The following is a 26,626-nucleotide window of genomic DNA, read 5'->3' on the forward strand; positions in this document are numbered from 1 at the left end:
TGGCGGCATGCGCGGACCCGCTCAACTCGACCCCGCCCAGCGAGCCGCGGCGTGGGAGCACCTCGCCTCGGCCGAGCTCGACGTGCTCGTCGTCGGGGGAGGGGTGACCGGGGCCGGGGTGGCGCTCGACGCCGCGACCCGCGGCCTGCGGGTGGCGCTCGTCGAGCAGCGCGACTTCGCCTCGGGTACCTCCTCACGCAGCAGCAAGCTCTTCCACGGCGGGGTGCGCTACCTCGAGCAGCTGAACTTCGCCCTCGTGCGCGAGGCGCTCAAGGAGCGCGAGCTCATGCTCACCCGGATCGCGCCGCACCTCGTCAAGCCCGTCTCCTTCCTCTACCCGCTCGAGCACGCGGTGTGGGAGCGCCCCTACGTCACCGCCGGCCTGACGATGTACGACACGATGGGCGGCGCCCGCTCGGTCCCGCGGACCAAGCAGCTGACGAAGGGGGGCGTGCGGCGCATCGCGCCGGCCCTCAAGCCCGACAGCCACCACGGCGGGCTGCTCTACCACGACGCCCAGTGCGACGACGCGCGTCACACCCTCACCGTCGTGCGCACCGCCGCGTCCTACGGGGCCACGGTCCTCAGCTCGGCGAAGGTCGTCGGCCTGCTCCACGCGGGCGAGCGCGTCGTCGGCGCCCGGGTCCTCGACGTCGAGACCGGTGCCGAGGTGGAGGTGCGCGCCTCCGTCGTCGTCAACTGCACCGGGGTGTGGACCGACGACATCCAGCGCATGGCCGGTGGGCGCGGCCGCTTCCACGTGCGCGCGAGCAAGGGCGTGCACATCGTCGTGCCGCGTGACCGGATCAACTCCGAGACGGGGCTCATCCTGCGCACGGCGACCTCCGTCCTCTTCTGCATCCCGTGGGGCACGCACTGGATCGTCGGCACGACCGACACCCCGTGGGAGCTCTCGCGGGCGCACCCGGCCGCGACCTCGGCCGACATCGACTACCTCCTCGGCGAGATCAACGACGTCCTGCTCACCCCGATCACGCGCGAGGACATCCAAGGGGTCTACGCGGGCCTGCGCCCCCTGCTCGCGGGCGAGAGCGAGGAGACCTCGCAGCTGAGCCGCGAGCACGCGGTCGCCCGACCGCAGCCGGGGCTCGTCTCGATCGCCGGGGGCAAGTACACGACCTACCGCGTCATGGCCGCCGACGCCGTCGACGCCGCCCGTGAGGACCTGCCGCCGGGCGTGCCCGACAGCGTCACCGAGAACATCCCGCTCGTCGGGGCCGAGGGCTACCAGGCGCTCGTCAACCAGCTCGACACCCTGAGCCGTCGGCACGGGCTGCCGGTATGGCGCATCACCCACCTGCTCGACCGGTACGGCTCGCTCGTCGTCGACCTCTTCGAGCTCATGGCGCAGCGCCCCGAGCTCGCCGAGCCGCTGGTCGGCGCCGAGGAGTACCTCGCCGTCGAGGTCGTCTACGCCGTGCGGGCCGAGGCGGCCCTGCACCTCAACGACGTGCTCACCCGCCGCACCCGGATCTCCATCGAGACGCCCGACCGGGGCGCGGCCGCCGCCGAGACGGCCGCCGCCCTCATGGCCGGCGAGCTCGGGTGGGACGACGCGCAGGTCGCGGCCGAGGTCGAGCACTACCGGCGCCGCGTGCAGGCCGAGCTCGACAGCCAGCAGATGACCGACGACGAGCGCGCCGACGCCGAGCGGCTCCACGCGAGCGACATCCGCACCCGCGCCCACGGCTGAGCCGCCGACCCGCCGCGCGCACGCCCCCTTCGCCCACGCCCCCTTCGCCCCGCCGACCCACCTGCCGACCCCGCTCGACACCCACCTACCACGCCGTAGTGGTCGTGATCACCACACATACGGAGGGGTAGCCGGGGGCGAAGGGAGAGCCGCCGCGGCCGCCCATCGTGCGGACGGGAGTATTCGGTGGCCCCGGGGCGTTCTGAGGTGAGACCCTGAGGAGAACATGACCGAACCACGTAGCACCGCGACCGACGACATCCTGGCCCGCAGGGCGAGCGCCCTGGCCGACGACGACGGCTTCTTCGACGACGCAGACCGCTTCGACGGCGACCAGCTCGACCGCGAGGAGCGCACCGCGCTGCGCCGCGTCTCCGGGCTCTCCACCGAGCTCGAGGACATCACCGAGGTCGAGTACCGCCAGCTGCGCCTCGAGCGCGTCGTCCTCGCCGCCGTGTGGTCCGAGGGCACCGCCCAGGACGCCGAGAACTCCATGCGCGAGCTCGCCGCGCTCGCCGAGACCGCCGGCTCCGAGGTCCTCGCCGGCGTCCTGCAGCGCCGCCAGCGCCCCGACCCGGGCACCTACCTCGGGTCCGGCAAGGCCATCGAGCTGCGCGACATCGTCATCGCCGAGGGCGCCGACACCGTGGTGTGCGACACCGAGCTCGCCCCGAGCCAGCGTCGTGCCCTCGAGGACGTCGTCAAGGTCAAGGTCATCGACCGCACCGCCCTCATCCTCGACATCTTCGCCCAGCACGCGAAGTCCAAGGAGGGCAAGGCCCAGGTCGAGCTCGCCCAGCTGCAGTACCTCTTGCCACGCCTGCGCGGCTGGGGCGAGTCGATGTCCCGCCAGGCCGGTGGCCAGGCCGCCGGCGGCCAGGGCATGGGCTCACGCGGACCGGGTGAGACGAAGATCGAGCTCGACCGCCGCCGGATCAACTCGCGCATCGCCAAGCTGCGCCGCGAGCTGTCGTCGATGAAGACCCACCGCGACACCCGCCGCGGGGCCCGCGACGCCCACGGCGTGCCCGCCGTCGTCATCGCCGGGTACACCAACGCCGGCAAGTCGACCCTGCTCAACCGGCTCACCCACGCCGGCGTCCTCGTCGACAACCAGCTCTTCGCCACGCTGGACACGACGGTGCGCCGCGCCGAGACCCCCGAGGGCCGCGACTTCACCCTCGCCGACACCGTCGGCTTCGTGCGGGCGCTGCCCCACCAGCTCGTCGAGGCCTTCCGCAGCACGCTCGAGGAGGTCGCCGACGCCGATCTGCTCCTCCACGTCGTCGACGGCAGCCACCCCGACCCCGAGGGTCAGATCAGCGCGGTCCGCGCGGTGCTCGCCGACGTCGACGCGACCGACGTCAAGGAGGTCGTCGTCATCAACAAGGCCGACCTCGCCGACCCCGAGGTCGTCGACCGGCTGCTGCGCCACGAGCGTCACTCCATCGCAGTCTCGGCCCGCACGGGCCTGGGAGTCGACGCGCTGCGCGACCTCATCAGCGTCGAGCTGCCCCAGCCCGACATCGAGGTCGACGTCGTCCTGCCCTACGACCGCGGCGACCTCGTCTCGCGGATCTACGAGGAGGCCGACATCCTCGGCGAGGACCACCTCGCCGAGGGCACCCGGGTCCGCGCGAAGGTCATGGGTGACCTCGCCGCCGAGCTCGCCCCCTTCGCGGCGAAGACCGCCTGACGTGCGCGCGCTCGAGGACCTCGGCGGCCGCCGGGGCGGGGTCGTCCTCGCCGTCGCGGGGTCACTGGTGTGGCTGCTCGCGCTCGCCGGCGGCTCGGTCGAGAGCCGCACGGTGTGGGCCGTCGTCGGTGTGGGCATCGGCGTCTTCCTCGTCGCCAACGCGCTGCGCCTCGCCGGCCCGCAGGGCCACCTCAGCCGCACCGTCGTGCGCCGCGCGCTCGTGGTGCTCGGCCTGTCGGTCGTCGCCGCGGTCGCCGCGCTCGTCGGCGCCGGGCTCGGCCCGGCCCTCTTCGTGCTCGGCGGGACCGCCGGCATCACCTTGTGGGTGATGAGCAGCGTCGCCGTCGCGGTGAGCGTGCCCGAGAGCCGCGGCGGGCGCGGCTGAGCCGTCCCCTCGGGGGCGAAGGGGGAGTCAGCCCAGCGCGGTGAGGACCTCGGCCGAGGTGGCCAGGACGACCTGCGGCGGGTAGAGACCCATGACGTGCAGCGCCGCCGTGTGGTGCTCGCGGCTCGAGCCGGCGCAGCCGTCGGTGACGACGACGACGCGCGCACCCGCGTCGGCGGCGGCGAGCACCGTCGAGACGACGCAGCAGTCCGTCGAGACCCCGGTGACGAGCAGGGTCGGTGTCGGGCCGACGACGTCGACGAGGTCCTCGCCCCACTTGCCGAAGGTCGGCACGTCGACCGTCGGGTGGGCGGAGATCTCCTCGGCCTGGCCGACGAGGGCGAACATCGGGTCGTCGTCGGGGCGGTCGGCGAAGGGCCAGGCCGCGAAGTAGTCGGCCCACGACCCCACCCGCGAGCGTCCCGGCACCCAGCGGGTGACGACCGTGCGCTGCGGCCCGAGCCGCTCGGCGAGGTGGTGCACCGGCGCGATGATGTCGCCGAACATCAGCGAGCCCCACTGCGACTCGGGGTCGGCGAAGATCCGCTGCGGGTCGACGACGAGCAGCCAGGCCCCCGCGAGGTCCGGCAGCGGGGCCATGGTCACGCCCGTCCCTCCTGCCGGGCGACGGTGCCGCGCCGGGCGACGAGCGTGACGAGGAAGGACAGGACGAGCGCGAGGAGGACGCCGAGGTTGGCGTAGGCGAAGGTGCCCTCCCAGAAACCGCCGGCCGCGTCCCACGTGCCGAGGCCGAGCGGCTCGAGCAGGTAGCCCTGCCAGTTGTTCCAGCTCGCGTCGGCGGCGAAGGAGTTGACGACGAGGCCCCAGCCGAGGACGGACGCGACGACCATCGTCGCGATCGAGGTCCAGTCCCACGCGCCGTACCGGCCGCGCGGGTCGAAGAGCGCCTCCTCGTCGTAGTCGCGGCGGCGCAGGGCGATGTCGGCGATCATGATCCCCGCCCAGCTCGCGAGCGGAACCCCGAGGGTGATGAGGAAGGACTGGAAGGGGTTGATGAAGCTCTCGGCGACGAAGACGACGTAGAAGGTGCCGATGGTGAGGATGACCCCGTCGACCGCGGCCGCCGCCGGCCGGGGGATGCGCACCCCGAGGGAGAGCAGCGTCAGGCCGGAGGAGTAGATCCCGAGGACGGCCCCCGAGACGAGCGCGAGCACCGCCGCGACAAGGAAGGGCACGAGCACCCACGTCGGCAGGAGGGTCGCCAGCGTGCCGATCGGGTCGCCGCCGATGCCGGTGAGCACCGCCTCGTCCGAGCCGGCGAGCGCCAGGCCGTAGCAGACGAGCAGGGCCGGGGCGATCGCGCCGCCGAGGGTGTTCCACCCGACGATCGCGGCGCCCGACGCATCACGGCGCTGGTAGCGCGACCAGTCGGCGGCGATGTTGATCCAGCCCAGGCCGAAGCCCGTCATCACCATGACGAGGGCTCCCGTCATCGCGCCGATCGACCCGGACGGCAGCGAGGTGACCGCGCCCCAGTCGACGTGCTGCACCGTCATGACGACGTAGAGGACGGTGATGGCCCCGGTGACCCACGTGAGCACCGACTGCATCCGCATGATGACGTGGTAGCCCGCGACCGAGGCGGCGACGACGAGCCCGGCGACGACGACCGCGGCGACGACCTTCGTCCCGGTGCCACCGCCCCAGCCGAGCCGCTCGAAGATCGTCGCCGTCGCGAGCGTGGCGAGGATCGCGAGGAAGGTCTCCCAGCCGATCGAGGTCAGCCAGCTGATGACGCCGGGCACCTTCTGCCCGGTGACGCCGAAGGCGGCCCGCGAGAGCACCATCGTCGGGGCCGACCCGCGCTTGCCGGCGAGAGCGATGACGCCGCACAGCGCGAAGGAGATGACGACGCCGAGGACGGTGACGACGACCGCCTGGACGAAGGAGATGCCGAAGCCGAGGACGAAGGCGGCGTAGGAGATGCCGAAGACGCTGACGTTGGCCGCGAACCACGGCCAGAAGAGGTCGCGGGGCCGGGCGGTGCGCTCGGACTCGGCGATGATCTCGATGCCTGTGGTCTCGACGCCGCGTCGCCGCACGGCGTCGATCCGCGAGCCGTCCCTGTCGCTCACCGGGGTGCTGGTCATGATCGCAATGTCCCACATCCGCGCCCCGCCGGGGCGCACCACGACGCGAGCGGCCCGGGTGCGCACGCGGTCACGCCCGGCGGTCACGGCAGGCGGCTCAGCGCAGCCCGGCCTCGATCGCGTCGGCGAGGCCCGGGGTGTCGTCGACGAGCTGCTCGGTGAAGTCGACGGCGCCCTGGGGGGCGAGGTGGATCTCGTCGCGGCTCGAGCCGTCGCCCCACCAGTCGCCGTAGGAGGCGACGGGGAAGTGCTGCGTCCCGCCCTCGCGGGCGAGCCGGGCCGCGGCCTTCTGCCGCTTCGCGTCGTAGTCGCGCCCGATCCGCTCCAGGCCCGCCTGGTGGGCCGGGCTGTACGGGATCTCGGTCGAGATGACGGTGACCCCCTCGGCCTCGAGCAGGTCGACGAGCTCGGTGTACTCGTCGATCGAGCTCTGCAGGATCGTCGGGAAGCCGGGGAAGCCACGCTCGGCGAGCCGGGTGCGAGCGCGCTGCTCGACCTCCGCCCGGGTCATCGACGGGTGCTCGATCATCCCGTCGGCCCGCAGCCGGGAGCCCGGCGCGATCTGCAGGGTGGTCTGGAGCGCTCGCCCGTCGAGTGCGCGGCGCACCTGCCCACCGCCGAGCGCGAAGCGGTGCCGCAGGTCGGTGCGGTCGGCCTCGCAGTCCGCGCGCTCCGCGGCGTCCCACACGGGGCTGCTCGGGCGGTCGCACCCCTCGACGACGTGCGAGAAGGGCGTGCGCTGCACGGTGCTCGTGTAGAAGCCGTCGTCCTCCGCGGCTCGGGTCGAGATGCTGAGGACGGCCACCTGCGGCAGCCGGTCGACGGACCGGGCGTATCGCGCGACCATGCGGTTGACGCCCCACCTGGCGCGGCTGCTCGCCGCGTTGAAGACGCTCACCGGTGACCCGGTGCGCTCGGCGAGCTGCTCACCCAGCACCTCGGGGTCGATGCCCTGCTGGGTCATCGAGTCACCGAAGATCATGACGTCGGGGGCCTTGTCGAGGGCCCGGAGGGAGTTCGTCATCGTCTCGAAGGCGCCCCCGTGCGTGGGGGCGACCGGCACGCGCTCCTCGTCGACGAGGCGCTGCAGCTGAGCGGCCGTCACGTCGTCGGCGAGGGGCTCGTTGAAGACCGGCCCGTCGTCGAAGCGGACCGGCCGGTAGGTCTGCTCCGGGGCGGGGGAGCGCGTCTGCGAGGGCACCGGCTCCTCGGGGCTCGTCGGGCCGGCCGAGGTGGGGCTCGCGTCCTCGCCCTGGCCGCCCTGGCAGCCGGCCGCGAGCACGCCGCACAGCGCGGCGACGACGACGGCGCGGCGGGTGGTCGGCATGGTCCTCCAGGTCTGCGGTCGGTGCGGCGGGCGGGCGAAGGGGGCATCTCGAGGCTAGCCCGGTGCACCGACGCCGGGCGGTCCGGGACCCCCGGGCTGCGAGGATGACGCGGTGGACACGAGCTCGTACGACGACGCGGTGACCCGGCTCGGGGGTGCCCCGGGGGAGATGGCGACGTCCTTGCTCGACCGCTACGCCGAGCCCCAGCGCGGCTACCACGACGGCCGTCATCTCGCCGAGGTGCTCACGGCCGTCGACCTGCTCGGCGGCGACCTCGACCCCCGCGAGCATGCGCTCGTCGTGCTCGCCGCGTGGTACCACGACGCCGTGTACGACCCCGCCGCGGCACCAGGGGCCAACGAGGAGGCGAGCGCCGTCCTCTCCGAGCGCGAGCTCTCCGGTGCCGGGTGCGACCCGAGCGCTGCGGGGGCGGTCGCCGGCCTAGTGCGGGCCACGCTCGAGCACGAGCTGCCGGGGACGCCCGGGCCCGAGGCGGTGCTCCACGACGCCGACCTGTGGGTGCTGTCAGCCCCGCCGCAGCGCTTCGACGAGTACTGCGCCCAGGTTTGCGACGAGTACGCCCACGTCCCGGCCGAGGACTTCGCGCGGGGGAGGACGGCTGTCCTCGCCCCCTTCGCCACCCGTCCGCGGCTCTACGCGACCACCGTGGCCCACGAGCGCTGGACCGACGCCGCGCGGACCAACCTGCGCCGTGAGCTCGACCGGCTCAGCGGCGGTGCGGACGGCGCTGAGCGGCGGTGACCCGCAGCCCGGAGGTGCGCAGCGCGACGATGAGCTCGCGACCGCTCACCTCGTGGGCTCCGGCGGCGACGACCTCGGCGTAGCGGCTGCGCGGGACGTCGTAGTGGTCCTCGTCGAAGAGTCGTCTCGGCAGGCCGACGCCCTCGGCGAAGGCGTGCAGCTCGGCCAGCGAGGTGTCGGAGACGAGATGGCTCCACACGGTGTCCCACCCCGGCCAGGTCGGCGGGTCGACGAGGATCATCGGCTCAGATCGGCTCGAGGATGCGCTTGAGGAAGGCCTGGGTGCGGGCCTCGCGCGGCGCGAGGATCACCTGCTCGGGCGCGCCCCGCTCGACGACGACCCCGCCGTCGATGAAGAGCACGTCGTCGGCGACCTCCCGCGCGAAGCGGATCTCGTGGGTGACGACGACCATCGTCCAGCTCTGCTGCGCGAGGTCGCGCATCACCGCGAGTACCTCGCCGACCGTCTCGGGGTCGAGCGCCGAGGTCGGCTCGTCGAAGAGGACGACGTCGGGGCGCAGGGCGAGCGCCCGGGCGATGCCGACGCGCTGCTGCTGACCGCCGGAGAGCTGGTAGGGGTACTTGTCGGCGTGCTCGGTGAGCCCGACCTGCTCGAGCAGGGTCATGCCCCGCTCGCGAGCCGCTGCCGGGTCCTCGCCCTGGACGACGACCGGGCCCTCCACGACGTTGTCGATCGCGCTCTTGTGCGCGAAGAGGTCGTGCCCCTGGAAGACGAACCCCGTGTGCGAGGCGAGCTGGTCGGCCTGCTCCCGCTGAGCACGGGGGAGCCGGCCGCGCCGGTTGGGCGTGAGCTCGGCGAAGTCGACGGTCGTGCCGCCGATGGTGATGACCCCGGCGTCGGGGGTCTCGAGCCCGCCGAGCGCACGCAGCAGGGTCGTCTTGCCCGACCCGGACGGGCCGAGGACGACGGTGACGGTGCCCGCACCGACCTCGAAGGAGATGTCGCGCAGCACCTCCTTCTCGCCGAAGCTCTTGCGCACGGAGCGCGCGGACAGCACGGGGGCGGTGGTGGTCTCAGCGGGCGACATAGCGGCTCAGCCTCTCCTCGGCGCGGTCCTGGAAGAACGAGATGACCAGGCAGATGACCCAGAAGTACAGGGCGGCCATCGTGTACATCGGCAGGAACTGGTAGGTCGGCGCGGCGGCGAACTGCGCCACGCGGAAGAGGTCGGTGACGAGGATGACCGACGTCAGCGAGGTGTCCTTGACGAGGGACACGAGGGTGTTCGACAGCGGTGGCACGGCGGTGCGGGCGGCCTGCGGCAGGATGATCCGTCGCATCGTCGTCGCCCGGCTCATCCCGATGGTGCGGGCCGCCTCCCACTGGCCCCGCGGGATGGACTCGACGGCCGAGCGGATGACCTCGGCCGCGTACCCGCCGACGTTGAGGGACAGCGCGATGACCGCGGCGGGGAAGGGGTCGAAGTTGATCCCGAGCTGCGGCATCGCGTAGAAGATGATGAAGAGCTGCACGAGCAGCGGTGTCCCGCGGATCGCCGAGATGTAGACCCGTGCGACCGCCCGGGGCACCGCGGCCGTGGACATCCGCCCGACGGCGGCCAGGAGTGCGATGACGAGGCCGAGGGCGAAGGAGAGCGCGGCGAGCGGGATGTTGACCGTCACCGCGGCCTTGAGCATCGGCCAGGCGTTCTCCTGGACGAGCTCCCACCAGCTCGGCGCGGTGTTCTCCGCGGAGAAGTACGTGTCGTAGATGCGCTGAGTCGTGCCGTCCTGCTCCATCTCGGCCAGGGCCTTGTCGATCGCCGGCATGTAGCCGGAGCCCTTCTTCGCCGCGAAGACGGACTCGGACTTCTCATCGGTCTCGGCGACGATCTTCACCCCGGGGTTGGGGTTGGTCGCGATGTAGTTGCGCACGGCGAGCTTGTCGTTGACGAGCGCGTCGACCCGGCCCTCGCGCAGGCTGGCCATCGCCTCGGTCATGCCGTCGACGCCGACGACCTTCGCGCCGTACTCCTCCGCGACCTCGGCCCAGCTGCTCGTGATGTTCTGCGCCGAGCGCTTGTCGCGCAGGTCCTCCAGGGACTCGATGCCCTTCGGGTTGTCCTCGGCGACGACGAGCACGCCGGCGGTCTCGACGTAGGGGTCGGAGAGGTCGTAGAGCTGGGCGCGCTCCTCGTTGTACGTCACCTGGTTGGCGACGACGTCGAAGCGGTCGGACTCGAGCGCGGCGAACATCGAGTCCCACGGGGTCGCGACGTACTCGACCTCGACCCCGAGGCGCTCGCCGACGGCGTTCATCACGTCGATGTCGAAGCCGGTGAACTCGTCGCCGGAGCGCGTCGAGAAGGGGGCGTACACCCCTTCGGTCCCGACACGCAGGGGGTCGGGGATCTCGGCCTGCTGCGCCATCTGGCGGGCGGTCGGACGCTGCTCGGCGTCCGTCTGCGCCCCGGCGGGTGCCGCGAGCACGAGGGCGGGGAGCAGCGCGAGCAGGAGCGCGGCGAGCACCCGCAGCCGGGCTGCGAGCGGGCCGGGCGCAGGGCGCGGCGTGGTGACGGGCATGCCCCACAGCCTAGGTCGGTGACCCTGTGGGCGCCCTCGCGGCGTCCAGGCCTCGGCGCGGTGCCTGTGGCGCCTCAGAGCCGCCGCATCGCCGTCGCGAGGACGACGGCCTCGCCGACGCGGTCGGACGCGTCGAGGTCGACCTCGGCCTCGACCACCCAGTCGCCGTCACCCGCGGGGTCGGCGAGCACCTGACGTACCCGGCGGACCCGCACGTCGGCGATCGCCTCGTCGCCCTCGTCGGGCATGCCGGGTGCCGGCGCCATGACGTCCTCGGTCGAGATGCGGTGCGGCCCACGGGCGTCGGCATCGGTCGCGATCTCGTCGTGCTCCTGCCAGTACTCGCCGAGCGCCTCGTCCCAGGCGTCGCGCGTCATCACCGCGGAGCGCCCGTCATCGGCGAGGGCTGCGGCGGCGTGCTCGATCGCGGCGAGCCCGTCGACGTCGTCGCGGGCCGCGCGAGCGACCCGCTGCCACATCGCGCCCCGGACCATGGGGGTGAAGGCGTGGGGCTGCGCGCTGATCGGGCGCGACGGCGGGCGCAGGTCGCCCGCGTCGTGGTGCGAGACGACCTCGGCGAGGTGGGCGTCGGGATGGGCCAGCGCCTCCCACTCGTCGAGGAGGGAGGAGTCGGTCTGGCGGATGGTCTCGCCGAGCCAGGCGATGATCTCTTCGAGCGCCTCGCCCCGGTGCTCGGCCGGCACGGTGTGCGCCATCGTGCGGTAGGCGTCGGAGAGGTAGCGCAGCAGCAGGCCCTCGCGCGGTGCGAGGTCGTAGCGGCGCACGAGGTCGCTGAAGGACATGCCGTCCTCCCACATGTGCCGCACGATGCTGCACGGCACGAGACCGTCGACGGGCAGCCACGGGTGGGCGACGAGGTACTCCTCGTAGGCCGGGCGGAGGAGCTCGGCGAGCGGCTCGGGCCAGGTGATCTCGTCGAGGCGCGCCATCCGCTCCTCGTACTCGACGCCGTCGGCCTTCATCTCGGCCAGGGCCTCGCCGCGGGCGGCGTGCTGCTGGGCGAGCAGGAGCGGTCGGGGGGCGTCGAGGACCGCCTCGACGACGGAGACGACGTCGAGGGCGTAGGTGTCGGCGTCGCGGTCGAGCAGCTCGAAGACGGCCAGGGCGAAGGGGGCGAGCGGCTGGTTGAGCGCGAAGTCGCTCGGCAGGTCGAGGGTGAGGGCGACGGTGCGCCCGCTGTCGTCGGGCTCGTCGAGGCGCACGAGGACGCCGGAGTCGAGCAGGGAGCGGCCGAGCCGGATCGCCCGCTTGGCCAGGCGGGCCTGGCCGCGCGGGTCCTCGTGGTTGTCGCGGGTGAGGGCCGACAGGGCGGCGATGGGGTCGCCGGGCCGGGCGACGACGTTGAGGATCGTCGAGTTCTCCACCCGCATGCGGCTGGCGAGCGGCTCGGCCGGGGCGGTCGTCAGCTTGGTGAAGGTGTCCTCGGTCCACACGACGAAGCCCTCCGGGGGCTTCTTGCGCTGGATCTTCTTCAGCTTCTTCGGGTCGTCACCGGCCTTGGCGACGAGGCGCTCGTTCTCGATCGTGTGCTCGGGGGCCTGGACGACGACGAAGCCCTGCGTGTCGTAGCCGGCGCGACCGGCGCGACCGGCGACCTGGAGGAACTCGCGGACGCGGAGCACCCGGTGGCGACGCCCGTCGAACTTCGTCAGCGAGGTGAAGAGGACGGCGCGGATCGGCACGTTGATGCCGACGCCGAGGGTGTCGGTCCCGCAGATGACCTTGAGCTTGCCCTGCTGGGCGAGGCGCTCGACGAGCCGGCGGTAGCGCGGGAGCATCCCGGCGTGGTGCACGCCGATGCCCTTGCGCAGCAGCGCCGAGAGGGTGCGCCCGAAGCCGGCGGAGAAGCGGAAGCCGGCGATCTCGGCCGCGACGGCGTCGCGCTCGGCGGGGGTGAGCAGCTTCGTCGACGAGAGGGTGCGCGCGTGCTCGGCGGCGTTGGCCTGGGTCTGGTGCACGACGTAGACCGGCACGCGGTCCCACTCGACGAGGTCCTCGATGGTGTCCTGCAGCGGGGTCGTCGACCAGGTGAAGGTCAGCGGCACCGGGCGGGGCGCGTCCGAGACGACGGTGACGTCGCGGCCGGTGCGCGCCTCGAGGTCCTCGACGAAGCGCGTCGTGTCGCCGAGGGTCGCCGACATGAGGAGCATCTGCGCGTCGACGAGGGTGAGGAGCGGGACCTGCCAGGCCCAGCCGCGCTCGGGCTCGGAGTAGTAGTGGAACTCGTCCATGACGACGAGGCCGACGTCGGCGGCCCGGCCCTCGCGCAGCGCCATGTTGGCGAGCACCTCGGCCGTGCACACGATGATCGGGGCGTCGGGGTTGACCGACGCGTCGCCGGTGAGCATGCCGACGTCCTGCGCCCCGAAGGTCGCGCAGAGGTCGAAGAACTTCTCGCTGACGAGCGCCTTGATCGGCGCGGTGTAGAAGGCGACCTTGTCCTGCGAGAGGGCGTGGGCGATGGCGGCCGTCGCGACGAGCGACTTGCCCGACCCGGTCGGGGTCGAGATGACGACGTGCTCGTCGGCGAGCAGCGCGAGCGCCGCCTCCTCCTGGTGGGGGTAGAGCGTGATCCCGCGCCCCGCCGCCCACCGCTCCAGCGCGTCGAAGACCTCGTCGGGGGTCGAGCCGGTACGCACGTCGAGGGTCTGGGGCTGGCTCACCGACCCATCCTCGCAGCCCGCCCGAGGTGCCCCGGTCGAGGTGTGCTCCCGGGCGGTCGAGGTGGGACGAAGGGGATGGTGGTGGTCGAGGTGAGACGGAGGAGCCTCGAGACCACGGGCCGCGTGGCCTCACGGCGTGCAGGGGCGGGGTGGGACAGGATGGGGCGATGACGACGCGGCCGACGACCATCGCCGGGGTGGGTCTCGCCCTGCGGCCGCCGCGGGTCGAGGACGCGGAGGCGCTCGGGCAGCTCGTCGGCGACGTCGACCGCTCGCACGACGTCGTCGCCGGCTGGGTCCAGCGCTGGGAGCGCGACGGCTTCGGCAGCTGGGTCGTCGCCGTCGAGGACGAGCCGGTGGGCTTCGTCGGGGTGCGCCCCCGCGAGGACGACATCGCGCTCACGGTCCGCTCCACCCCGGCCGTCGCGGCCGACGGTCGCGCCCGGGCCGCGCTGCGCCTCGCGGTCGCCGACGCGGTCGAGTGGCTGCCCGACGTCCCCCTTCGCCTCCGCGTCGCCGAGGACGACCCGACGACCCGCGCGGTCGCCGAGTCCTCGGGCCTGGTCCACGTCCCCGAGGACGACCACGAGGCACGCGGCACGCGGTGGCAGGTCCTCGAGAGCCCGTACGTGCGCACCTTCACGAGCTTGCCGCCCCGAGCCCGGCGCAGCCTCGTCGACCTCTGGGTGCGGGTCAACGACGCCGGGGGAGCGGTCGGCTTCGTCGCCGGGGCACCGCGCGAGGACGTCGAGGCCGAGGTCGAGCGCCGCGAGGACGGCCTGGCCTCCGGGCACCTGCGCGGGGTGGGTCTGATGACCCCGGCGGGTGACCTCGTCGGCGCCGCCTTCCTGCGCACCCCGACCACCCCCCTCCAGGCCCACATCCGCAGCGTCGAGAGCGTCATGGTCGACCCGCAGCGCCGTGGCGCCAGCCTCGGCCGGCATCTCATGGCCGGGGTGCACCGGGCTGCACGGGACGAAGGGGTCGAGATCCTCACCCTGGACTACCGGGACGGCGTCGGGCTCGGCCAGTTCTACGCGAAGGTCGGCTACACCGAGGTCGGCCGCCAGCCCGGGGTCATCCGCGTCGCGCCCGGCGACGACCGCGACTCCGTGCTGCTGTGGCGTCGCCTGGCCGAGACGCCCGCCCCGGATCAGACAGGTGCACAGGAGGAGCCGGAGCGGCGATAGCCTTGCGGTCCGTGAGCGCACCCGCACCGACGCCCCCGGACCTCGACGACACCCAGCGCGGCTGGACCCTCCACGGCGACGGCCGCAGGGTCGCCCCGGGCGAGGTCGTCCGCCCCCGCGAGCGCCTCTCGTGGGACCTGACCATCGGTCTGGGCATGCAGCACGTCGTCGCGATGTTCGGCGCGACCTTCCTCGTGCCGCTGCTCACGGGACTGTCCCCGGCGACGACCCTGCTCTTCTCCGGCGTCGGCACGATGCTTTTCCTCCTCATCACCCGCGGTCGGGTGCCGAGCTATCTCGGCAGCTCCTTCGCCTTCATCGCCCCGATCACCGCCGCGACGTCGAGCCACGACCTCCCCACTGCCCTCGGCGGCGTCGTCATGGCTGGTCTGGCGCTCGCCCTCGTCGGCCTGGCGGTGCAGCTCTCCGGCGACCGGTGGCTGCGGGCCCTCATGCCCCCGATGGTCACCGGCGCGATCGTCGCCCTCATCGGGCTCAACCTCGCCCCGGCCGCGAAGACCAACTTCGTCGTCTCCCCGGTCACCGCCCTCGTCACCCTCGTCGTGATCCTCGTCCTCAGCGTCGCGACGAAGGGGATGATCTCGCGTCTGGCGATCCTCGGCGGCGTGGCCGCCGGCTACGTCTGCGCGGCGATCCGCGGCGAGCTCGACTTCACCCTGGTGCGCGAGGCCGACCTGATCGGCCTGCCGGACCTCACCGCGCCGACCTTCGACATCTCCGTGCTGGGGCTCTTCGTCCCCGTCGTCCTCGTCCTCGTCGCCGAGAACGTCGGGCACGTCCGCTCGGTCGCGGCGATGACCGGTGACGACCTCGACCCGTACATGGGTCGGGCGCTCATCGCCGACGGTCTCGCGACCACCCTCGCCGGCTCCGGCGGAGGCTCCGGCACGACGACCTACGCGGAGAACATCGGCGTCATGGCGGCGACCCGCGTCTACTCCACGGCGGCGTACTGGGTCGCGGCCGTCACCGCCGTGCTCCTCTCGATGAGCCCGAAGTTCGGCGAGCTCATCAACACCGTCCCGTCCGGCGTCCTCGGCGGGGCCGCGACCGCCCTCTACGGGATGATCGGCCTGCTCGGCGTGAAGATCTGGATCGAGAACCGCGTCGACCTCGGCAACCCGATCAACCTCATGACCGGTGCCGTCGCGCTCATCATCGGCATCGCCGACTTCACGTGGAGCATCGGCGACGTCCAGCTCGCCGGCATCGCGCTCGGCACGATCGCCGCCCTCGTCGGCTTCCACGGACTGCGGGCCCTCAACTCGGTGACGGGCGCGGTCGCCGACCCGCTCATCCCCCTTCGCGCAGCCGACCACGACCGGGCGGACGGTCCTACGCTGCCTGCATGACCGAGCAGCCCCCGACCGCACCCGACCTGCCCGCCGGGGCCTCGCCCCGGCCCCTCGAGGACCGGGTGGTCGTCGTCACGGGAGGGAACTCCGGGATCGGCGAGGGCATCGTGCGCGAGGCCAGCGCCCAGGGCGCGCGGGTCGTCATCGACTACGTGAGCGACGCCGACCACGCGCACGCGATGGTCGACGAGCTCGGCGGGCCCGAGCGGGCCATCGCGGTCGAGGCCGACGTCTCCTCGGTCGCCGACCTCGAGCGGCTGCGCGACGCGGCGGTCGACGCCTTCGGGCGGATCGACGTGTGGGTGAGCAACGCCGGCATCGAGCTGAAGGAGACGCTGCTCACCCTCACCGAGGAGGGCTTCGACAAGCAGCTCGCGATCAACCTGCGCGGCGCGGTCTTCGGCGCGAAGGTCGCCGCGGAGCGCTTCGTCGAGCAGGGCGGCGGCGGGGTCATCATCAACACCTCGAGCACCCACGAGGACTGGCCGATGCCGAGCGACCTCACGTACTGCGTGAGCAAGGGCGGGATGCGCATGCTCACCCGCACCGCGGGCGTCGAGCTCGGCGAGCACGGCATCCGGATGGTGAGCATCGCGCCGGGCGCGATCGTCACCCCCATCAACGCCGACGACGACCCGGCCGAGCAGGACGCCCTGCGCGCGGCGATCCCGCTGGGCTACATCGGCACCCCGCAGCAGATGGGCAAGCTCGCCTGCTTCGTCGCCTCCGACGCGGCGAGCTACATCACCGCCACGACGATCTTCGCCGACGGCGGGCTCATGCAGAAGCCGGGAGCCGTCTGAGGCTCAGCCCTGCGCACGACCGGTGCGAAGGGGGAGGTGCATGACGTGCAGCCCGACGAGACCGTGCGTCGGGTGGCGGAAGGCCTCCGGCACGGTCCCGACGACCTCGAAGCCCAGGGAGCGCCACAGCGCTACCGCCGCAGCGTTGGTCTCGACGACGGCGTTGAACTGGATCGCGTGGAAGCCGCGCTCGCGGTGCCACGCGACGACGTGCTCGCCGAGCGCTCGGCCGACCCCGAGACCCCGCGCGCTGCTCGCGACCATGAAGGACGCCGTGCCCACGTGGTCGCCGTGGCCGGGCCGGTTCGGACCCATCTTCGCCGTGCCGAGCACGGACCCGTCGTCGTCGGTCGCCACGACGCTCTCGCCCGGCGGGGCCTCGAGCCACAGCTGCTGGGCCTGCTCGCTCGTGAGGTCGAGGGGGTAGGCGTAGGTCTCGCCGGCGCGCACGACCTCGGCGACGACCGGCCAGATCTGGGGCCAGTCCTGCGCGGTGGCGGTGCGGATGTGGATCGTCACGGCGGCGAGGATATCGAGCGCTAACCTAGGGCCGGTGCCCTCCCTGACCGACCTGCTCAACGCCGCCGTCGACGGGGTCGGCGGCAGCACCCGCCCAGGTCAGGTCGAGATGGCCCAGGCCGTCGAGCGGGCGGTGACGACGGGCGAGCACCTCCTCGTCCAGGCCGGCACCGGCACCGGCAAGTCGCTGGCCTACCTCGTGCCCGCGATCGCCCACGCGATGCGCAGCGGACGGCCCGCCGTCGTCGCGACCGCGACCCTCGCGCTGCAGGCGCAGATCGTCGACCGCGACATGCCCCGGCTCGCCGACGCGCTCACCGGACCGCTCGGCCGGCGCCCGACGTACGCCCTCGTCAAGGGCCGCCGCAACTACGTCTGCCAGCACAAGCTCGTCGGCGGCTTCCCCGACGACGAGGACGGGCTCCTCGACGTCGGCGAGGTCGACGCGGCGGCCGGCCGGCTCGGCCAGGAGGTCGTGCGGCTGCGCGAGTGGGCCGAGCAGACCGAGTCCGGTGACCGTGATGAGCTCGTGCCCGGTGTCTCGGAGCGGGCCTGGCGGCAGGTGTCGGTGAGCGCGGACGAGTGCCTCGGCAGCAAGTGCCCGGAGTTCGGCGACTGCTTCGTCGAGCGCTCGCGCACGGCGGCCAAGGAGGTCGACGTCGTGGTCACCAACCACTCCTTCATGGCCATCGACGCCTTCGAGGGGCGCCACCTGCTGCCGCCGCACGACGTGCTCGTCGTCGACGAGGCCCACGAGCTCGTCGACCGCGTCACCTCGACGATCACCGACGACATCACCCCGGGCGCGGTCCGCGGCGCGAGCAAGCGTGCCGGGCGCCTCGTCCAGTCCACCGAGGAGCTCGACGACCTCGCGGTGGCGCTCGAGGCCCAGCTCGAGGACGTGCCGGAGGGCCGGCTGCGCGGGGGCATGCCCGACGCGCTGGCGCTCACGGTCTCGCGGCTGCGCGAGGTCACCCGCACCCTGCTCACCGAGCTCAAGCCGGAGAAGGGCGCCGAGGTCGACGGGGGCCGGCAGATCGCCATGGCCGCGATGGAGGACCTCTTCGACACCGCGGGCCGGGTGCTCGAGGAGCGCGAGCTCGACGTGCTGTGGGTGAGCAAGGACCCCCGGCGCGGTCCCGTCCTGAGGGTCGCGCCGATGAGCGTGGCGATGCTCGTGCGGGACAAGGTCTTCGAGGACGACTCGACCGACGAGGACGGCAACCGCACCGACCGCACGGTCGTGCTCACGTCGGCGACCCTCGAGCTCGGCGGCACCTTCGACGCGGTCGCCGGCACCCTCGGGCTGCGCGGGGACGGCGCACCGCCGTGGCGCGGCCTGGACGTCGGGTCCCCCTTCGCCTACCCCGAGCAGGCGATCGCCTACGTCGCCGAGCACCTGCCCGCGCCCGGTCGTGACGGGCTCGCCCCGCAGACCCTCGACGAGATCGAAGAGCTCGTGCGCGCGGCCGGCGGGCGCACCCTCGGTCTCTTCTCCTCGATGCGCGCGGCCCGCGAGGCCGCCGAGGCGATGCGCGAGCGGCTGGGCGGCGAGATGGAGGTGCTCTGCCAGGGCGAGGACCAGATCACCACGCTCGTGCGGCAGTTCGCCGCCGAGCCGACGACCTGCCTCTTCGGCACGCTCACGCTCTGGCAGGGCGTCGACGTGCCCGGCTCGAGCTGCCAGCTCGTGCTCATCGACCGCATCCCCTTCCCGCGGCCGGACGACCCGCTGTCGTCCGCGCGCACCGAGGAGATCGGGCGACGCGGCGGCAACGGCTTCATGGCGGTGTCGGCGACCCACGCCGCGCTGCGGCTCTCGCAGGGCGCGGGTCGGCTCGTGCGGCGCTCCGACGACCGCGGGGTCGTCGCCTTCCTCGACAACCGCATGGTCAAGGCGCGCTACGCCGGCTTCCTGCAGCGCTCGCTGCCGCCCTTCTGGCCCACGACCGACAAGTCGCTCGTGCTCGGCGCCCTGCGCCGCCTCGACGAGACCGCACCGCCCCCGGTGGCCGTCGCCGACCCCGCCCGACGCGGCCTGACCGGCGCCGTCGTCGAGGGAGCCGTCGCCGCCAGCCGGGACGAGGACGGGGCGGAGCACCCGCGACCGGTGTCGGCCCCCGGTGCGAAGGTGTCCCGGTGACCGATCTCGTCGACGTCCGCTCCGGCGTCCCGCCCCTCGTGCTCGTCACGGGCCCCGAGGAGCTGCTCGCCGAGCGCGCCGTCGACCAGGTGCTCGCCGACCTGCGCGTCGCCTCCCCGGAGATCGAGCTCGTGGCCGTCGAGACCGCCGGCTACGAGGCGGGCGCGCTCGCGATGCACGCGAGCCCGTCGCTCTTCGGCGAGGACAAGGTCATCGTCGTGCGCGGGCTGCACGAGGCCTCCGACGCGTTGCAGCAGGACGTCCTGGCCTACCTCGAGCAGCCGGCCGAGGACGTGACGCTCGTCGTGCTGCACTCCTCGGGCAACCGGGGCAAGAAGGTCCTCGACACGATGAAGAAGTCGCGCGCCCGCGTCGTCGAGTGCCCCGCGATCAAGTCCGACCGCGACAAGGCCGACTTCGTCACCGGCGAGTTCCGCCGGGCCCGGCGCAAGATCGCCCCGGACGCCGTCCAGGCCCTCGTCGAGGCCGTGGGCAAGGACCTGCGCGAGCTCGCCTCGGCGTGCACCCAGCTCGTCGACGACACAACCGGTGTCGTCGACCACGACGTCGTCGACCGCTACCACGGGGGCAAGGTCGAGGCCACGGGCTTCCGCGTGGCCGACGCGGCCGTGACCGGCGAGGCCGGTGAGGCGCTGCGGCTGCTGCGTCATGCCGTGGCCGTCGGGGTCGACCCGGTCCCGATCGTCGCCGTCCTCGCCGGCCAGCTGCGCCAGCTGGCCAAGGTCGGGGGAGCGGGGCGCGGCCGGTCGGCCGACCTCGCCCGCGACCTCGGCATGGCCCCGTGGCAGGTCGACAAGGCCCGCCGCGCGCTGCGCGGGTGGTCGGGGCCGGCCCTCGGGCGGGCCATCCAGGCCGTCGCCGCGGCCGACGAGGAGGTCAAGGGCGGGGGGCGCGACCCGGTCTACGCCGTCGAGCACGCGGTGCTCACCGTCGTGCGCGAGCACGAGTCCGGCTGACCGGTTTTGCCCGGCACGACCGCCCGCTGATATCGTCGATCCTTGCGTGCGCGCTGCGGTCGTGCGCGCAACGCAGCACCACCCAGGGCGTCTCTCCCAACGGTCTCCCCACGCCGGTCCCGAGACGTCCTGCCGCCCTCAACGGCACATCATCGACCTCTAGGAAGACATACACGTGGCAAACATCAAGTCCCAGATCAAGCGGATCAAGACCAACGCGGCCCGCACCGAGCGCAACCGTGCGCACAAGTCGGAGCTGCGCACCTCGATCCGCAAGGTCCGTGAGGCTGTCGCCGCCGGCGACGCGACCGCTGCGGGCACCGCCCTGCAGGCCGCCTCGAAGCGCCTCGACAAGGCCGTCAGCAAGGGCGTCATCCACGCCAACCAGGCGGCCAACAAGAAGTCGGCCCTGGCGAAGAAGGTCAACGCGCTGTCCAAGTGACCCGCGCCTGACCCGCGAAGGGGGCCCGTACCGTCTCGACGGTGCGGGCCCCCTTCGCGTGCCCGGGGTGCCCTCCTGGGCTCGCTCAGACCGGGTCGTCGTCGTAGGGCTCGCCGCGACGCACGGCCTCGAGGGCGACGAGGACGGCGTCGTAGACCGCGCGGTCGACGGACCCACCGGCACGCCGGACCTGTGCGGGGTCGAGCCGCACGACGCGGTCGAGACGGGCCTCGCTGCGCCGACGGCGGCGGTCCCAGTCGCCGGAGCCGACGTCGATCCACTGCCGCCCCACCCGGCGCTCCTGGGTCTCGTCGAGGTCGTGGTCCTGGCTCGTCATGGGCAGCCCGAGCAGCCACGGCCCGTCGGCACCGATGACGAGCGCCGGCCGGTCCTTGCCCCGCCGGTGGTCCTCCTCGAAGGGCACCCATGCCCACACGACCTCGCCCGCGCCCACCGAGCCGGTCGGGGTGGCGAAGGGGGAGCCCGCCTCGCCCGAGAAGTCACCGGGGTAGGCCGGCCCGGGCGGCGGGGTCGTCGGCGGGGGAGCCGTCGGCGGGGTCGACGGCGCGGTCGACGTCGAGGCGGTGCTCGGCCGCGGCGTCGTGCGCAGCAGCCGGCGCACGAGCGAGCGCAACATGTCTGCGAGGTTACGCAGCCGGGCCCGCAGGCGGCGTCGTCGGCGGCCCCCACGACGGGGCCTGCCCGGGGGACGGCGGGGTGGGGCCGCCCTGCGGCATCGCGGGCGGGGTCGGCCGGGCCTCGGGCATGCCGATCTGCGGTGCGCCGATCGCTGCGAGGCGCTGCGAGGGGTGCGTGCCGCCCGCGACGGCGGCGTTCGGCGGGAGGTTGCCCACGTAGGGGCTCACCGGGGGCGGGCCCCAGCGGTCCGGCCGCGGGCGCCACAGCAGCCGCCCGCGCTGGGTGCGGTCGCGCAGTGCGTGCCCGCGCCACAGCAGCACCGGGTGCGAGGCGATGGCGTTGGCCCACCACACGAAGAAGCCGCGCTCGTCACCGACCCGCCCGAAGTACTGCGTCGTGTCGACGGAGGCGTTGAGGTACTTGCCGGCGCCGAGGGTGGCCATCGCTCCCATCGCTCCCTGCGGGCACAGGTGGTACCCGTAGCTGTCCGACGTGTACTCCTGGCTGCGTGACAGGACCGGCCCCACGAGCGGGAAGTAGGCCGAGGCGAAGGTGCCCAGCTGACGCCAGTACGACGTGTGCCCGGCGGCGATGTGGCCGAGCTCGTGGCCGATGATGAAGCGCAGCGAGTCCGGCTGACGCGCGCGCCCACCCACCTCGAAGAGGTCGGAGTACACGACGACGAAGCGGCGGAAGCCGTGCCCGGAGGCGAAGGCGTTGATGAGCCCGTTGCCCCCGACGACGTAGGCCCGCGGCGGCTCCTCGAGCCCGAAGGCCGCCGACGCCTCCACGAGGATCTCGTAGGCCTCGGGGTACTGCGTCGGGGTGATCTGCACGCCGCGCAGGCGGATCTGCGCGAAGAGCAGGCCACGGGCGAACCACACGAGCACCGGGGCGAGCACGAGGATCACGGCATAGGTGCTCGGCTCGCGCCGGTCACCGATCGCCTGCACGATCTCGAAGATCGCGAAGCCGAGGTAGAGCAGCGAGGCGACGACCGCCACGACGAGGCAGAGGATCTCCAGCGGGTGGCGCACGCCGCGGCGCACCGCGAGGCGCTGAGCGTGCCGGGGACCGCGGGGGTCGGCGGGGCCGCGCGGCCGTCGTCCGGCGGGCGGGTAGGCGGCCGGGGGAGTCCCCGGCGCGGGTGGCCACTGCGAGCTCATCGAGGTTCCCCTGTCGTCGGCGGCCGGTGTCAGGCCGCTCCGGGCAGGATCATCGCAGCCACCCCAGGTGGTCGCGGGCCAGGGTGTACCCCACGAAGGCGACGACGTCGAGCAGCGTGTGCGCGACGACGAGCGGGCCGACCCGTCGGGTGCGGGTGTAGAGCCAGCCGAAGAGCAGGCCCATGACGACGTTGCCGACGAAGCCGCCGAAGCCCTGGTAGAGGTGATAGCTGCCCCGGACGAGCGCGCTGACGACGATCACCCGCCACCGGCCCCACCCCGCCTGGGTCCACCGGGTGAAGAGGTAGCCGACCATGACGACCTCCTCGAGCACGGCGTTCTGCAGCGCGGCGAGGACGAGCACCGGCACGGCCCACCACACCGGCGCGAGGTCCGCGGCGGCCACCGTCGTGTTGATGCCGAGCGCCCGCGACCCGAGGTACCAGGCGAGCCCGGGGATGCCGACGGCAGCGGTGAGCAGGACGCCGCGCAGCAGGTCGCTGCCGGGGCGGCGCAGGTCGGCGCCGATCCGGTGCGGCGCGTCCCGGTCCTCCCGGGTGAGCAGGTGCAGAGCGAGCAGGGCGGGCACCACGCCGAGCCCGACGCCGACGAGCTGGTGGACGAGGTCGAGCCACGGCCGGTCGGGGTAGGCCGAGGAGTTCATCGTCGTCGTCACCCGTGACAGCCCGCCCTGGGTGAGCAGCGAGACGATGCGCAGGAGCGACCAGATGGCGCTCGCGCCGAGCGAGACGAGCAGGACGAGGGCGGTCTCCGCGAGGAGGGTGCGACGGCCGAAGGGGGAGGCGGGCACCCCGTCGACGGCGGGCTCGGCGGCTGCGGTCACGGGGGCGAGCCTAGGTCGCGTTCTCGTGGGTCGGCTGGGAGGTGCGATGATGAGCGCTGATCCATCGCCGCCCATCGACGAGGTTGAGTCTCCCCCGTGTCACCCATGGCCACGAAGGCGCTGCAGCCGCACGCGACCCCGCCGCAGCAGATCCGCAACTTCTGCATCATCGCCCACATCGACCACGGCAAGTCCACCCTGGCCGACCGCATGCTGCAGATCACCGGCGTCGTCGAGGCGCGGCAGATGCGCGCGCAGTACCTCGACCGCATGGACATCGAGCGCGAGCGCGGCATCACGATCAAGAGCCAGGCCGTGCGCATGCCCTGGGAGCTCGAGGGCCAGACCTACTGCCTCAACATGATCGACACCCCCGGGCACGTCGACTTCACCTACGAGGTCTCGCGCAGCCTCGCCGCGTGCGAGGGCGCGGTCCTGCTCGTCGACGCCGCGCAGGGCATCGAGGCGCAGACCCTGGCCAACCTCTACCTGGCGATGGAGAACGAGCTGACGATCATCCCGGTGCTCAACAAGATCGACCTGCCGGCCGCTCAGCCCGAGAAGTACGCCGCCGAGCTCGCCGGCCTCATCGGCTGCGACCCCGAGGACGTCCTCAAGGTCTCAGGCAAGACGGGCGAAGGGGTCGAGGCCCTCCTCGACCGCGTCGTCGGCGACCTGCCCGCACCGGTGGGCGACCCCGACGCCCCGGCCCGCGCGATGATCTTCGACTCCGTGTACGACACCTACCGCGGGGTCGTCACCTACGTCCGCGTCGTCGACGGCAACCTCAACCCCCGCGAGCGCATCGCGATGATGAGCACGAAGGCGACGCACGAGCTGCTCGAGATCGGCGTCATCAGCCCCGAGCCCAAGCCCTCGAACGGCCTGGGCGTCGGCGAGGTCGGCTACCTCATCACCGGGGTCAAGGACGTGCGCCAGTCCAAGGTCGGCGACACGGTGACGAACATGGCCAAGCCGGCCACCGACGCCATCGGCGGCTACAAGGACCCCAAGCCGATGGTCTTCTCCGGCCTGTACCCCATCGACGGCTCGGACTACCCCGACCTGCGCGACGCGCTCGACAAGCTCAAGCTCAACGACGCCGCGCTCGTCTACGAGCCGGAGACCTCCGCGGCCCTCGGCTTCGGCTTCCGGGTCGGCTTCCTCGGCCTGCTCCACCTCGAGATCGTGCGCGAGCGCCTCGAGCGCGAGTTCGACCTCGACCTCATCTCGACCCAGCCCAACGTCGTCTACCAGGTGACGATGGACGACGGCACCGAGATCGAGGTGACCAACCCCAGCGAGTTCCCCTACGGCAAGGTCGCCGAGGTCCGCGAGCCCGTCGTCAAGGCGACGATCCTCGCCCCGAGCGAGTTCATCGGCGCGATCATGGAGCTGTGCCAGGGCAAGCGCGGCCAGCTCGGCGGCATGGACTACCTCTCCGAGGACCGCGTCGAGATGCGCTACACCCTGCCGCTCGCGGAGATCGTCTTCGACTTCTTCGACCAGCTGAAGTCCAAGACCCGCGGTTACGCCTCGCTGGACTACCAGGAGGCCGGCGACCAGGCGGCCGACCTCGTCAAGGTCGACATCCTCCTCCAGGGCGAGGGCGTCGACGCCTTCAGCGCCGTCGTCCACAAGGACAAGGCCTACTCCTACGGCACGATGATGGCCGGCAAGCTCAAGGACCTCATCCCGCGCCAGCAGTTCGAGGTGCCGATCCAGGCGGCCATCGGCGCCCGGGTCATCGCCCGCGAGACGATCCGCGCGATCCGCAAGGACGTGCTCGCCAAGTGCTACGGCGGTGACATCTCGCGCAAGCGCAAGCTGCTCGAGAAGCAGAAGGCGGGCAAGAAGCGGATGAAGAACATCGGCAGCGTCGAGGTGCCGCCGGAGGCCTTCGTCGCCGCGCTGTCCTCCGACGAGCCGACGAAGGACAAGGCGAAGAAGTAGCCGCCGGGCGAGGACGTAGGGTGCCCCCGTGGCCCAGCAGACCTACGCCCTCTACCGACGCCTGACCCGCTACCCGGGAGGCACACGGCTCTTCTCGCTCGCGTACGCCCGGTTCGCCCCGTACTTCTGGACGGTGCGTCCGCAGGTGCGCGAGGTGCGTCCGCACCGGGCCGAGCTGACGATCAAGAACCGCCGCCGGGTGCACAACCACATCGGGACCCTGCACGCGATCGCCGTGTGCAACGGGCTCGAGGCGGCGATGGGTCTCGTCGCCGAGGCGACCTGCCCGGACCACCAGCGGTGGCTCCCGCGCGGCCTGCAGGTCGAGTACCTGCAGAAGTCGACGACCGACCTGCTGTGCGTCGCCGAGACGACGCCCTCGGACTGGGAGCGCGAGGCCCCCTTCGACATCGACGTGCGGGTCAAGGCCGTGCGCACCGACGGCGTCGTCGTCGTGCAGGGCGTCATCCCGATCTACGTCTCGGACAAGCCCACGAAGGGGTGACCCTCCTGGTCGTCGGGGCGCTCAGTCGCGCAGACGGGCGGCCAGCCGCCCGACCTGCTCGGCGCTCCACCCCTGGTCGCGCAGCCAGGCCCGCGCCCCGCCGTGCTCCGCGACGGAGTCGAGCAGACCGGTGATGGCCTCCGGCACCGGCTCCTGCTCGCTCATCGGCCGGTCGCGCAGGCGGCTGTAGAAGCCGGTGCCCTGGAGCCGCTCGATGATCCGGGGCAGGCGCTCGGCGGTGAGCACGTAGTCGGCGACGATCTCCTCGTCCGGCACGCCCGCGACGGACAGGGCGAGCGCGACGACCGTGCCCGTGCGGTCCTTGCCCGCCGCGCAGTGCACGAGCGCCGCCCCCTTCGCGTCGGCGACCCGGCCGAGAGCCCCGGCGACCGAGTCGGGCCGGTGCTCGAGGTAGCCGCGGTAGTGGGCGCTCCAGTAGGAGGCGTCCTTGACCGGCTGCTCCTCCTCGCGCAGGACCATGAGGTCGCGCAGGTCACCGCCGACGGTGCGGAAGAAGGTGTGGTGGTGGTGGGCGACGGCCGTGCGCCGCAGCGGCCCCGGGCCGGTCTCGTCGAGCTCGTCGTGGGTGCGCAGGTCGACGACGTCGGTGACGCCGAGCACGTCGACGACGTGCGCCACGTCGCTCTCGGTGAGGTCCTGGAGGTTGTCGCTGCGGATGAGGCGACGCTCGCGCAGGCGCCCGCCGTCCCGGGTCGGCAGACCGCCCACGTCTCGCATGTTGACGACACCGTCGAGCTCGATCCAGCGGGGCTGCGTCATGCCGCCACCCTACGGGGGGAGCGTGCCGCGCCCTCACGCCGGCAGGCCGCCCCGGGGGCGGCCGC

24 protein-coding genes are annotated in these 26,626 nt (G+C 73.0%); 12 read left to right on the forward strand and 12 right to left on the reverse strand.

What is annotated here, in order from left to right:
• Positions 1 to 7: 7 nt before the first annotated feature.
• From LIV55_RS15870 to LIV55_RS15880, 3 genes are all read left to right on the forward strand, one after another.
• Entirely contained in the window at positions 8 to 1,714 is a 1,707-nt protein-coding gene (locus LIV55_RS15870; RefSeq protein WP_229300887.1) for a glycerol-3-phosphate dehydrogenase/oxidase, read from the forward strand.
• Between the two features lie 226 nt (positions 1,715 to 1,940).
• Complete coding sequence (gene hflX, locus LIV55_RS15875) at positions 1,941 to 3,410, forward strand: GTPase HflX (RefSeq protein ID WP_201466340.1); 1,470 nt, start codon at positions 1,941 to 1,943, stop codon at positions 3,408 to 3,410.
• 1 nt (position 3,411) lies between these two features.
• A complete protein-coding gene (locus tag LIV55_RS15880; RefSeq protein WP_229300888.1) occupies positions 3,412 to 3,795 on the forward strand; it encodes a hypothetical protein in 384 nt (127 codons plus the stop codon).
• 27 nt (positions 3,796 to 3,822) lie between these two features.
• On the opposite strand, the gene LIV55_RS15885 is transcribed toward LIV55_RS15880, so the two are convergent.
• From LIV55_RS15885 to LIV55_RS15895, 3 genes are all read right to left on the reverse strand, one after another.
• Positions 3,823 to 4,395: a cysteine hydrolase family protein gene (locus LIV55_RS15885; protein WP_229301017.1), complete on the reverse strand. Its 573-nt coding sequence runs from the start codon at positions 4,393 to 4,395 to the stop codon at positions 3,823 to 3,825.
• A 2-nt stretch (positions 4,396 to 4,397) separates the two neighbouring features.
• Positions 4,398 to 5,906, reverse strand: a complete 1,509-nt coding sequence (locus tag LIV55_RS15890) for a purine-cytosine permease family protein (RefSeq protein WP_068273980.1) — start codon at positions 5,904 to 5,906, stop codon at positions 4,398 to 4,400.
• Between the two features lie 97 nt (positions 5,907 to 6,003).
• Entirely contained in the window at positions 6,004 to 7,233 is a 1,230-nt protein-coding gene (locus tag LIV55_RS15895) for a hypothetical protein (RefSeq protein WP_229300889.1), read from the reverse strand.
• A 112-nt stretch (positions 7,234 to 7,345) separates the two neighbouring features.
• Here LIV55_RS15895 and LIV55_RS15900 point away from each other — a divergent pair, with 112 nt between their 5' ends.
• Positions 7,346 to 7,996: an HD domain-containing protein gene (locus LIV55_RS15900; RefSeq protein ID WP_229300890.1), complete on the forward strand. Its 651-nt coding sequence runs from the start codon at positions 7,346 to 7,348 to the stop codon at positions 7,994 to 7,996.
• Here LIV55_RS15900 and LIV55_RS15905 read toward each other — a convergent pair.
• From LIV55_RS15905 to LIV55_RS15925, 4 genes are all read right to left on the reverse strand, one after another.
• Positions 7,962 to 8,237: a DUF4031 domain-containing protein gene (locus LIV55_RS15905; RefSeq protein ID WP_068273982.1), complete on the reverse strand. Its 276-nt coding sequence runs from the start codon at positions 8,235 to 8,237 to the stop codon at positions 7,962 to 7,964. The two genes, LIV55_RS15900 and LIV55_RS15905, sit on opposite strands and share 35 nt — an antisense overlap.
• Before the next feature lie 4 nt (positions 8,238 to 8,241).
• Entirely contained in the window at positions 8,242 to 9,045 is an 804-nt protein-coding gene (locus tag LIV55_RS15910) for an amino acid ABC transporter ATP-binding protein (RefSeq protein ID WP_229300891.1), read from the reverse strand.
• Positions 9,032 to 10,540, reverse strand: coding sequence for an ABC transporter substrate-binding protein/permease (locus LIV55_RS17305; RefSeq protein ID WP_308012928.1), 1,509 nt, complete (start codon positions 10,538 to 10,540; stop codon positions 9,032 to 9,034). Before LIV55_RS17305 ends, LIV55_RS15910 begins: the two co-directional genes overlap by 14 nt.
• A gap of 74 nt (positions 10,541 to 10,614) precedes the next feature.
• Positions 10,615 to 13,224 (reverse strand): DEAD/DEAH box helicase, encoded by a 2,610-nt coding sequence (locus LIV55_RS15925; protein WP_229300892.1) that lies wholly within the window; start codon positions 13,222 to 13,224, stop codon positions 10,615 to 10,617.
• Positions 13,225 to 13,391: 167 nt separating this feature from the next.
• On the opposite strand from LIV55_RS15925, the gene LIV55_RS15930 reads away from it, so the two are divergent.
• Genes LIV55_RS15930 through LIV55_RS15940 form a run of 3 tightly spaced genes read left to right on the forward strand, consistent with a single transcriptional unit; the run spans position 13,392 to position 16,593 of the window.
• On the forward strand, positions 13,392 to 14,414 hold the full coding sequence (locus LIV55_RS15930; RefSeq protein WP_229300893.1) for a GNAT family N-acetyltransferase: 1,023 nt from the start codon (positions 13,392 to 13,394) through the stop codon (positions 14,412 to 14,414).
• An 11-nt stretch (positions 14,415 to 14,425) separates the two neighbouring features.
• The gene (locus LIV55_RS15935; RefSeq protein WP_191564633.1) at positions 14,426 to 15,787 is read left to right on the forward strand and encodes a uracil-xanthine permease family protein; all 1,362 of its coding nucleotides are present in this window, start codon (positions 14,426 to 14,428) and stop codon (positions 15,785 to 15,787) included.
• Positions 15,784 to 16,593: an SDR family oxidoreductase gene (locus LIV55_RS15940; RefSeq protein WP_229300894.1), complete on the forward strand. Its 810-nt coding sequence runs from the start codon at positions 15,784 to 15,786 to the stop codon at positions 16,591 to 16,593. Before LIV55_RS15935 ends, LIV55_RS15940 begins: the two co-directional genes overlap by 4 nt.
• A 3-nt stretch (positions 16,594 to 16,596) precedes the next feature.
• Here the strand turns inward: LIV55_RS15940 and LIV55_RS15945 are convergent, their stop codons facing one another.
• A complete protein-coding gene (locus LIV55_RS15945; protein ID WP_308012929.1) occupies positions 16,597 to 17,112 on the reverse strand; it encodes a GNAT family N-acetyltransferase in 516 nt (171 codons plus the stop codon).
• Here LIV55_RS15945 and LIV55_RS15950 point away from each other — a divergent pair.
• The 3 genes from LIV55_RS15950 (at position 17,099) to rpsT (ending at position 20,674) form a co-directional block, all read left to right on the forward strand.
• On the forward strand, positions 17,099 to 19,255 hold the full coding sequence (locus LIV55_RS15950; protein WP_123091510.1) for an ATP-dependent DNA helicase: 2,157 nt from the start codon (positions 17,099 to 17,101) through the stop codon (positions 19,253 to 19,255). The genes LIV55_RS15945 and LIV55_RS15950 overlap by 14 nt on opposite strands.
• Positions 19,252 to 20,232 carry a DNA polymerase III subunit delta gene (gene holA / locus LIV55_RS15955; protein ID WP_224767005.1) on the forward strand — a complete coding sequence of 327 codons (981 nt, stop codon included), beginning with the start codon at positions 19,252 to 19,254 and terminating at the stop codon, positions 20,230 to 20,232. The genes LIV55_RS15950 and holA overlap by 4 nt, the downstream gene beginning before the upstream one ends.
• A 175-nt stretch (positions 20,233 to 20,407) precedes the next feature.
• The gene (gene rpsT, locus LIV55_RS15960) at positions 20,408 to 20,674 is read left to right on the forward strand and encodes a 30S ribosomal protein S20 (RefSeq protein WP_068273994.1); all 267 of its coding nucleotides are present in this window, start codon (positions 20,408 to 20,410) and stop codon (positions 20,672 to 20,674) included.
• A gap of 85 nt (positions 20,675 to 20,759) precedes the next feature.
• On the opposite strand, the gene LIV55_RS15965 is transcribed toward rpsT, so the two are convergent.
• Genes LIV55_RS15965 through LIV55_RS15975 form a run of 3 tightly spaced genes read right to left on the reverse strand, consistent with a single transcriptional unit; the run spans position 20,760 to position 23,323 of the window.
• Positions 20,760 to 21,311, reverse strand: a complete 552-nt coding sequence (locus LIV55_RS15965; RefSeq protein ID WP_229300895.1) for a type II toxin-antitoxin system PemK/MazF family toxin — start codon at positions 21,309 to 21,311, stop codon at positions 20,760 to 20,762.
• Between the two features lie 10 nt (positions 21,312 to 21,321).
• On the reverse strand, positions 21,322 to 22,479 hold the full coding sequence (locus LIV55_RS15970) for a M48 family metallopeptidase (protein ID WP_229300896.1): 1,158 nt from the start codon (positions 22,477 to 22,479) through the stop codon (positions 21,322 to 21,324).
• 49 nt (positions 22,480 to 22,528) lie between these two features.
• Positions 22,529 to 23,323, reverse strand: a complete 795-nt coding sequence (locus LIV55_RS15975) for a CPBP family intramembrane glutamic endopeptidase (protein WP_229300897.1) — start codon at positions 23,321 to 23,323, stop codon at positions 22,529 to 22,531.
• Positions 23,324 to 23,428: 105 nt separating this feature from the next.
• On the opposite strand from LIV55_RS15975, the gene lepA reads away from it, so the two are divergent.
• Both lepA and LIV55_RS15985 read left to right on the forward strand, forming a co-directional pair.
• Entirely contained in the window at positions 23,429 to 25,276 is a 1,848-nt protein-coding gene (lepA, locus tag LIV55_RS15980) for a translation elongation factor 4 (RefSeq protein ID WP_068274000.1), read from the forward strand.
• Positions 25,277 to 25,304: 28 nt separating this feature from the next.
• A complete protein-coding gene (locus LIV55_RS15985; protein ID WP_229300898.1) occupies positions 25,305 to 25,781 on the forward strand; it encodes a hotdog fold domain-containing protein in 477 nt (158 codons plus the stop codon).
• A gap of 21 nt (positions 25,782 to 25,802) precedes the next feature.
• Here the strand turns inward: LIV55_RS15985 and LIV55_RS15990 are convergent, their stop codons facing one another.
• On the reverse strand, positions 25,803 to 26,561 hold the full coding sequence (locus tag LIV55_RS15990) for a tyrosine-protein phosphatase (protein WP_229300899.1): 759 nt from the start codon (positions 26,559 to 26,561) through the stop codon (positions 25,803 to 25,805).
• Between the last annotated feature and the right edge of the window lie 65 nt (positions 26,562 to 26,626).

The organism is Janibacter melonis, assembly GCF_020567375.1.
GTDB lineage: Bacteria > Actinomycetota > Actinomycetes > Actinomycetales > Dermatophilaceae > Marihabitans > Marihabitans melonis.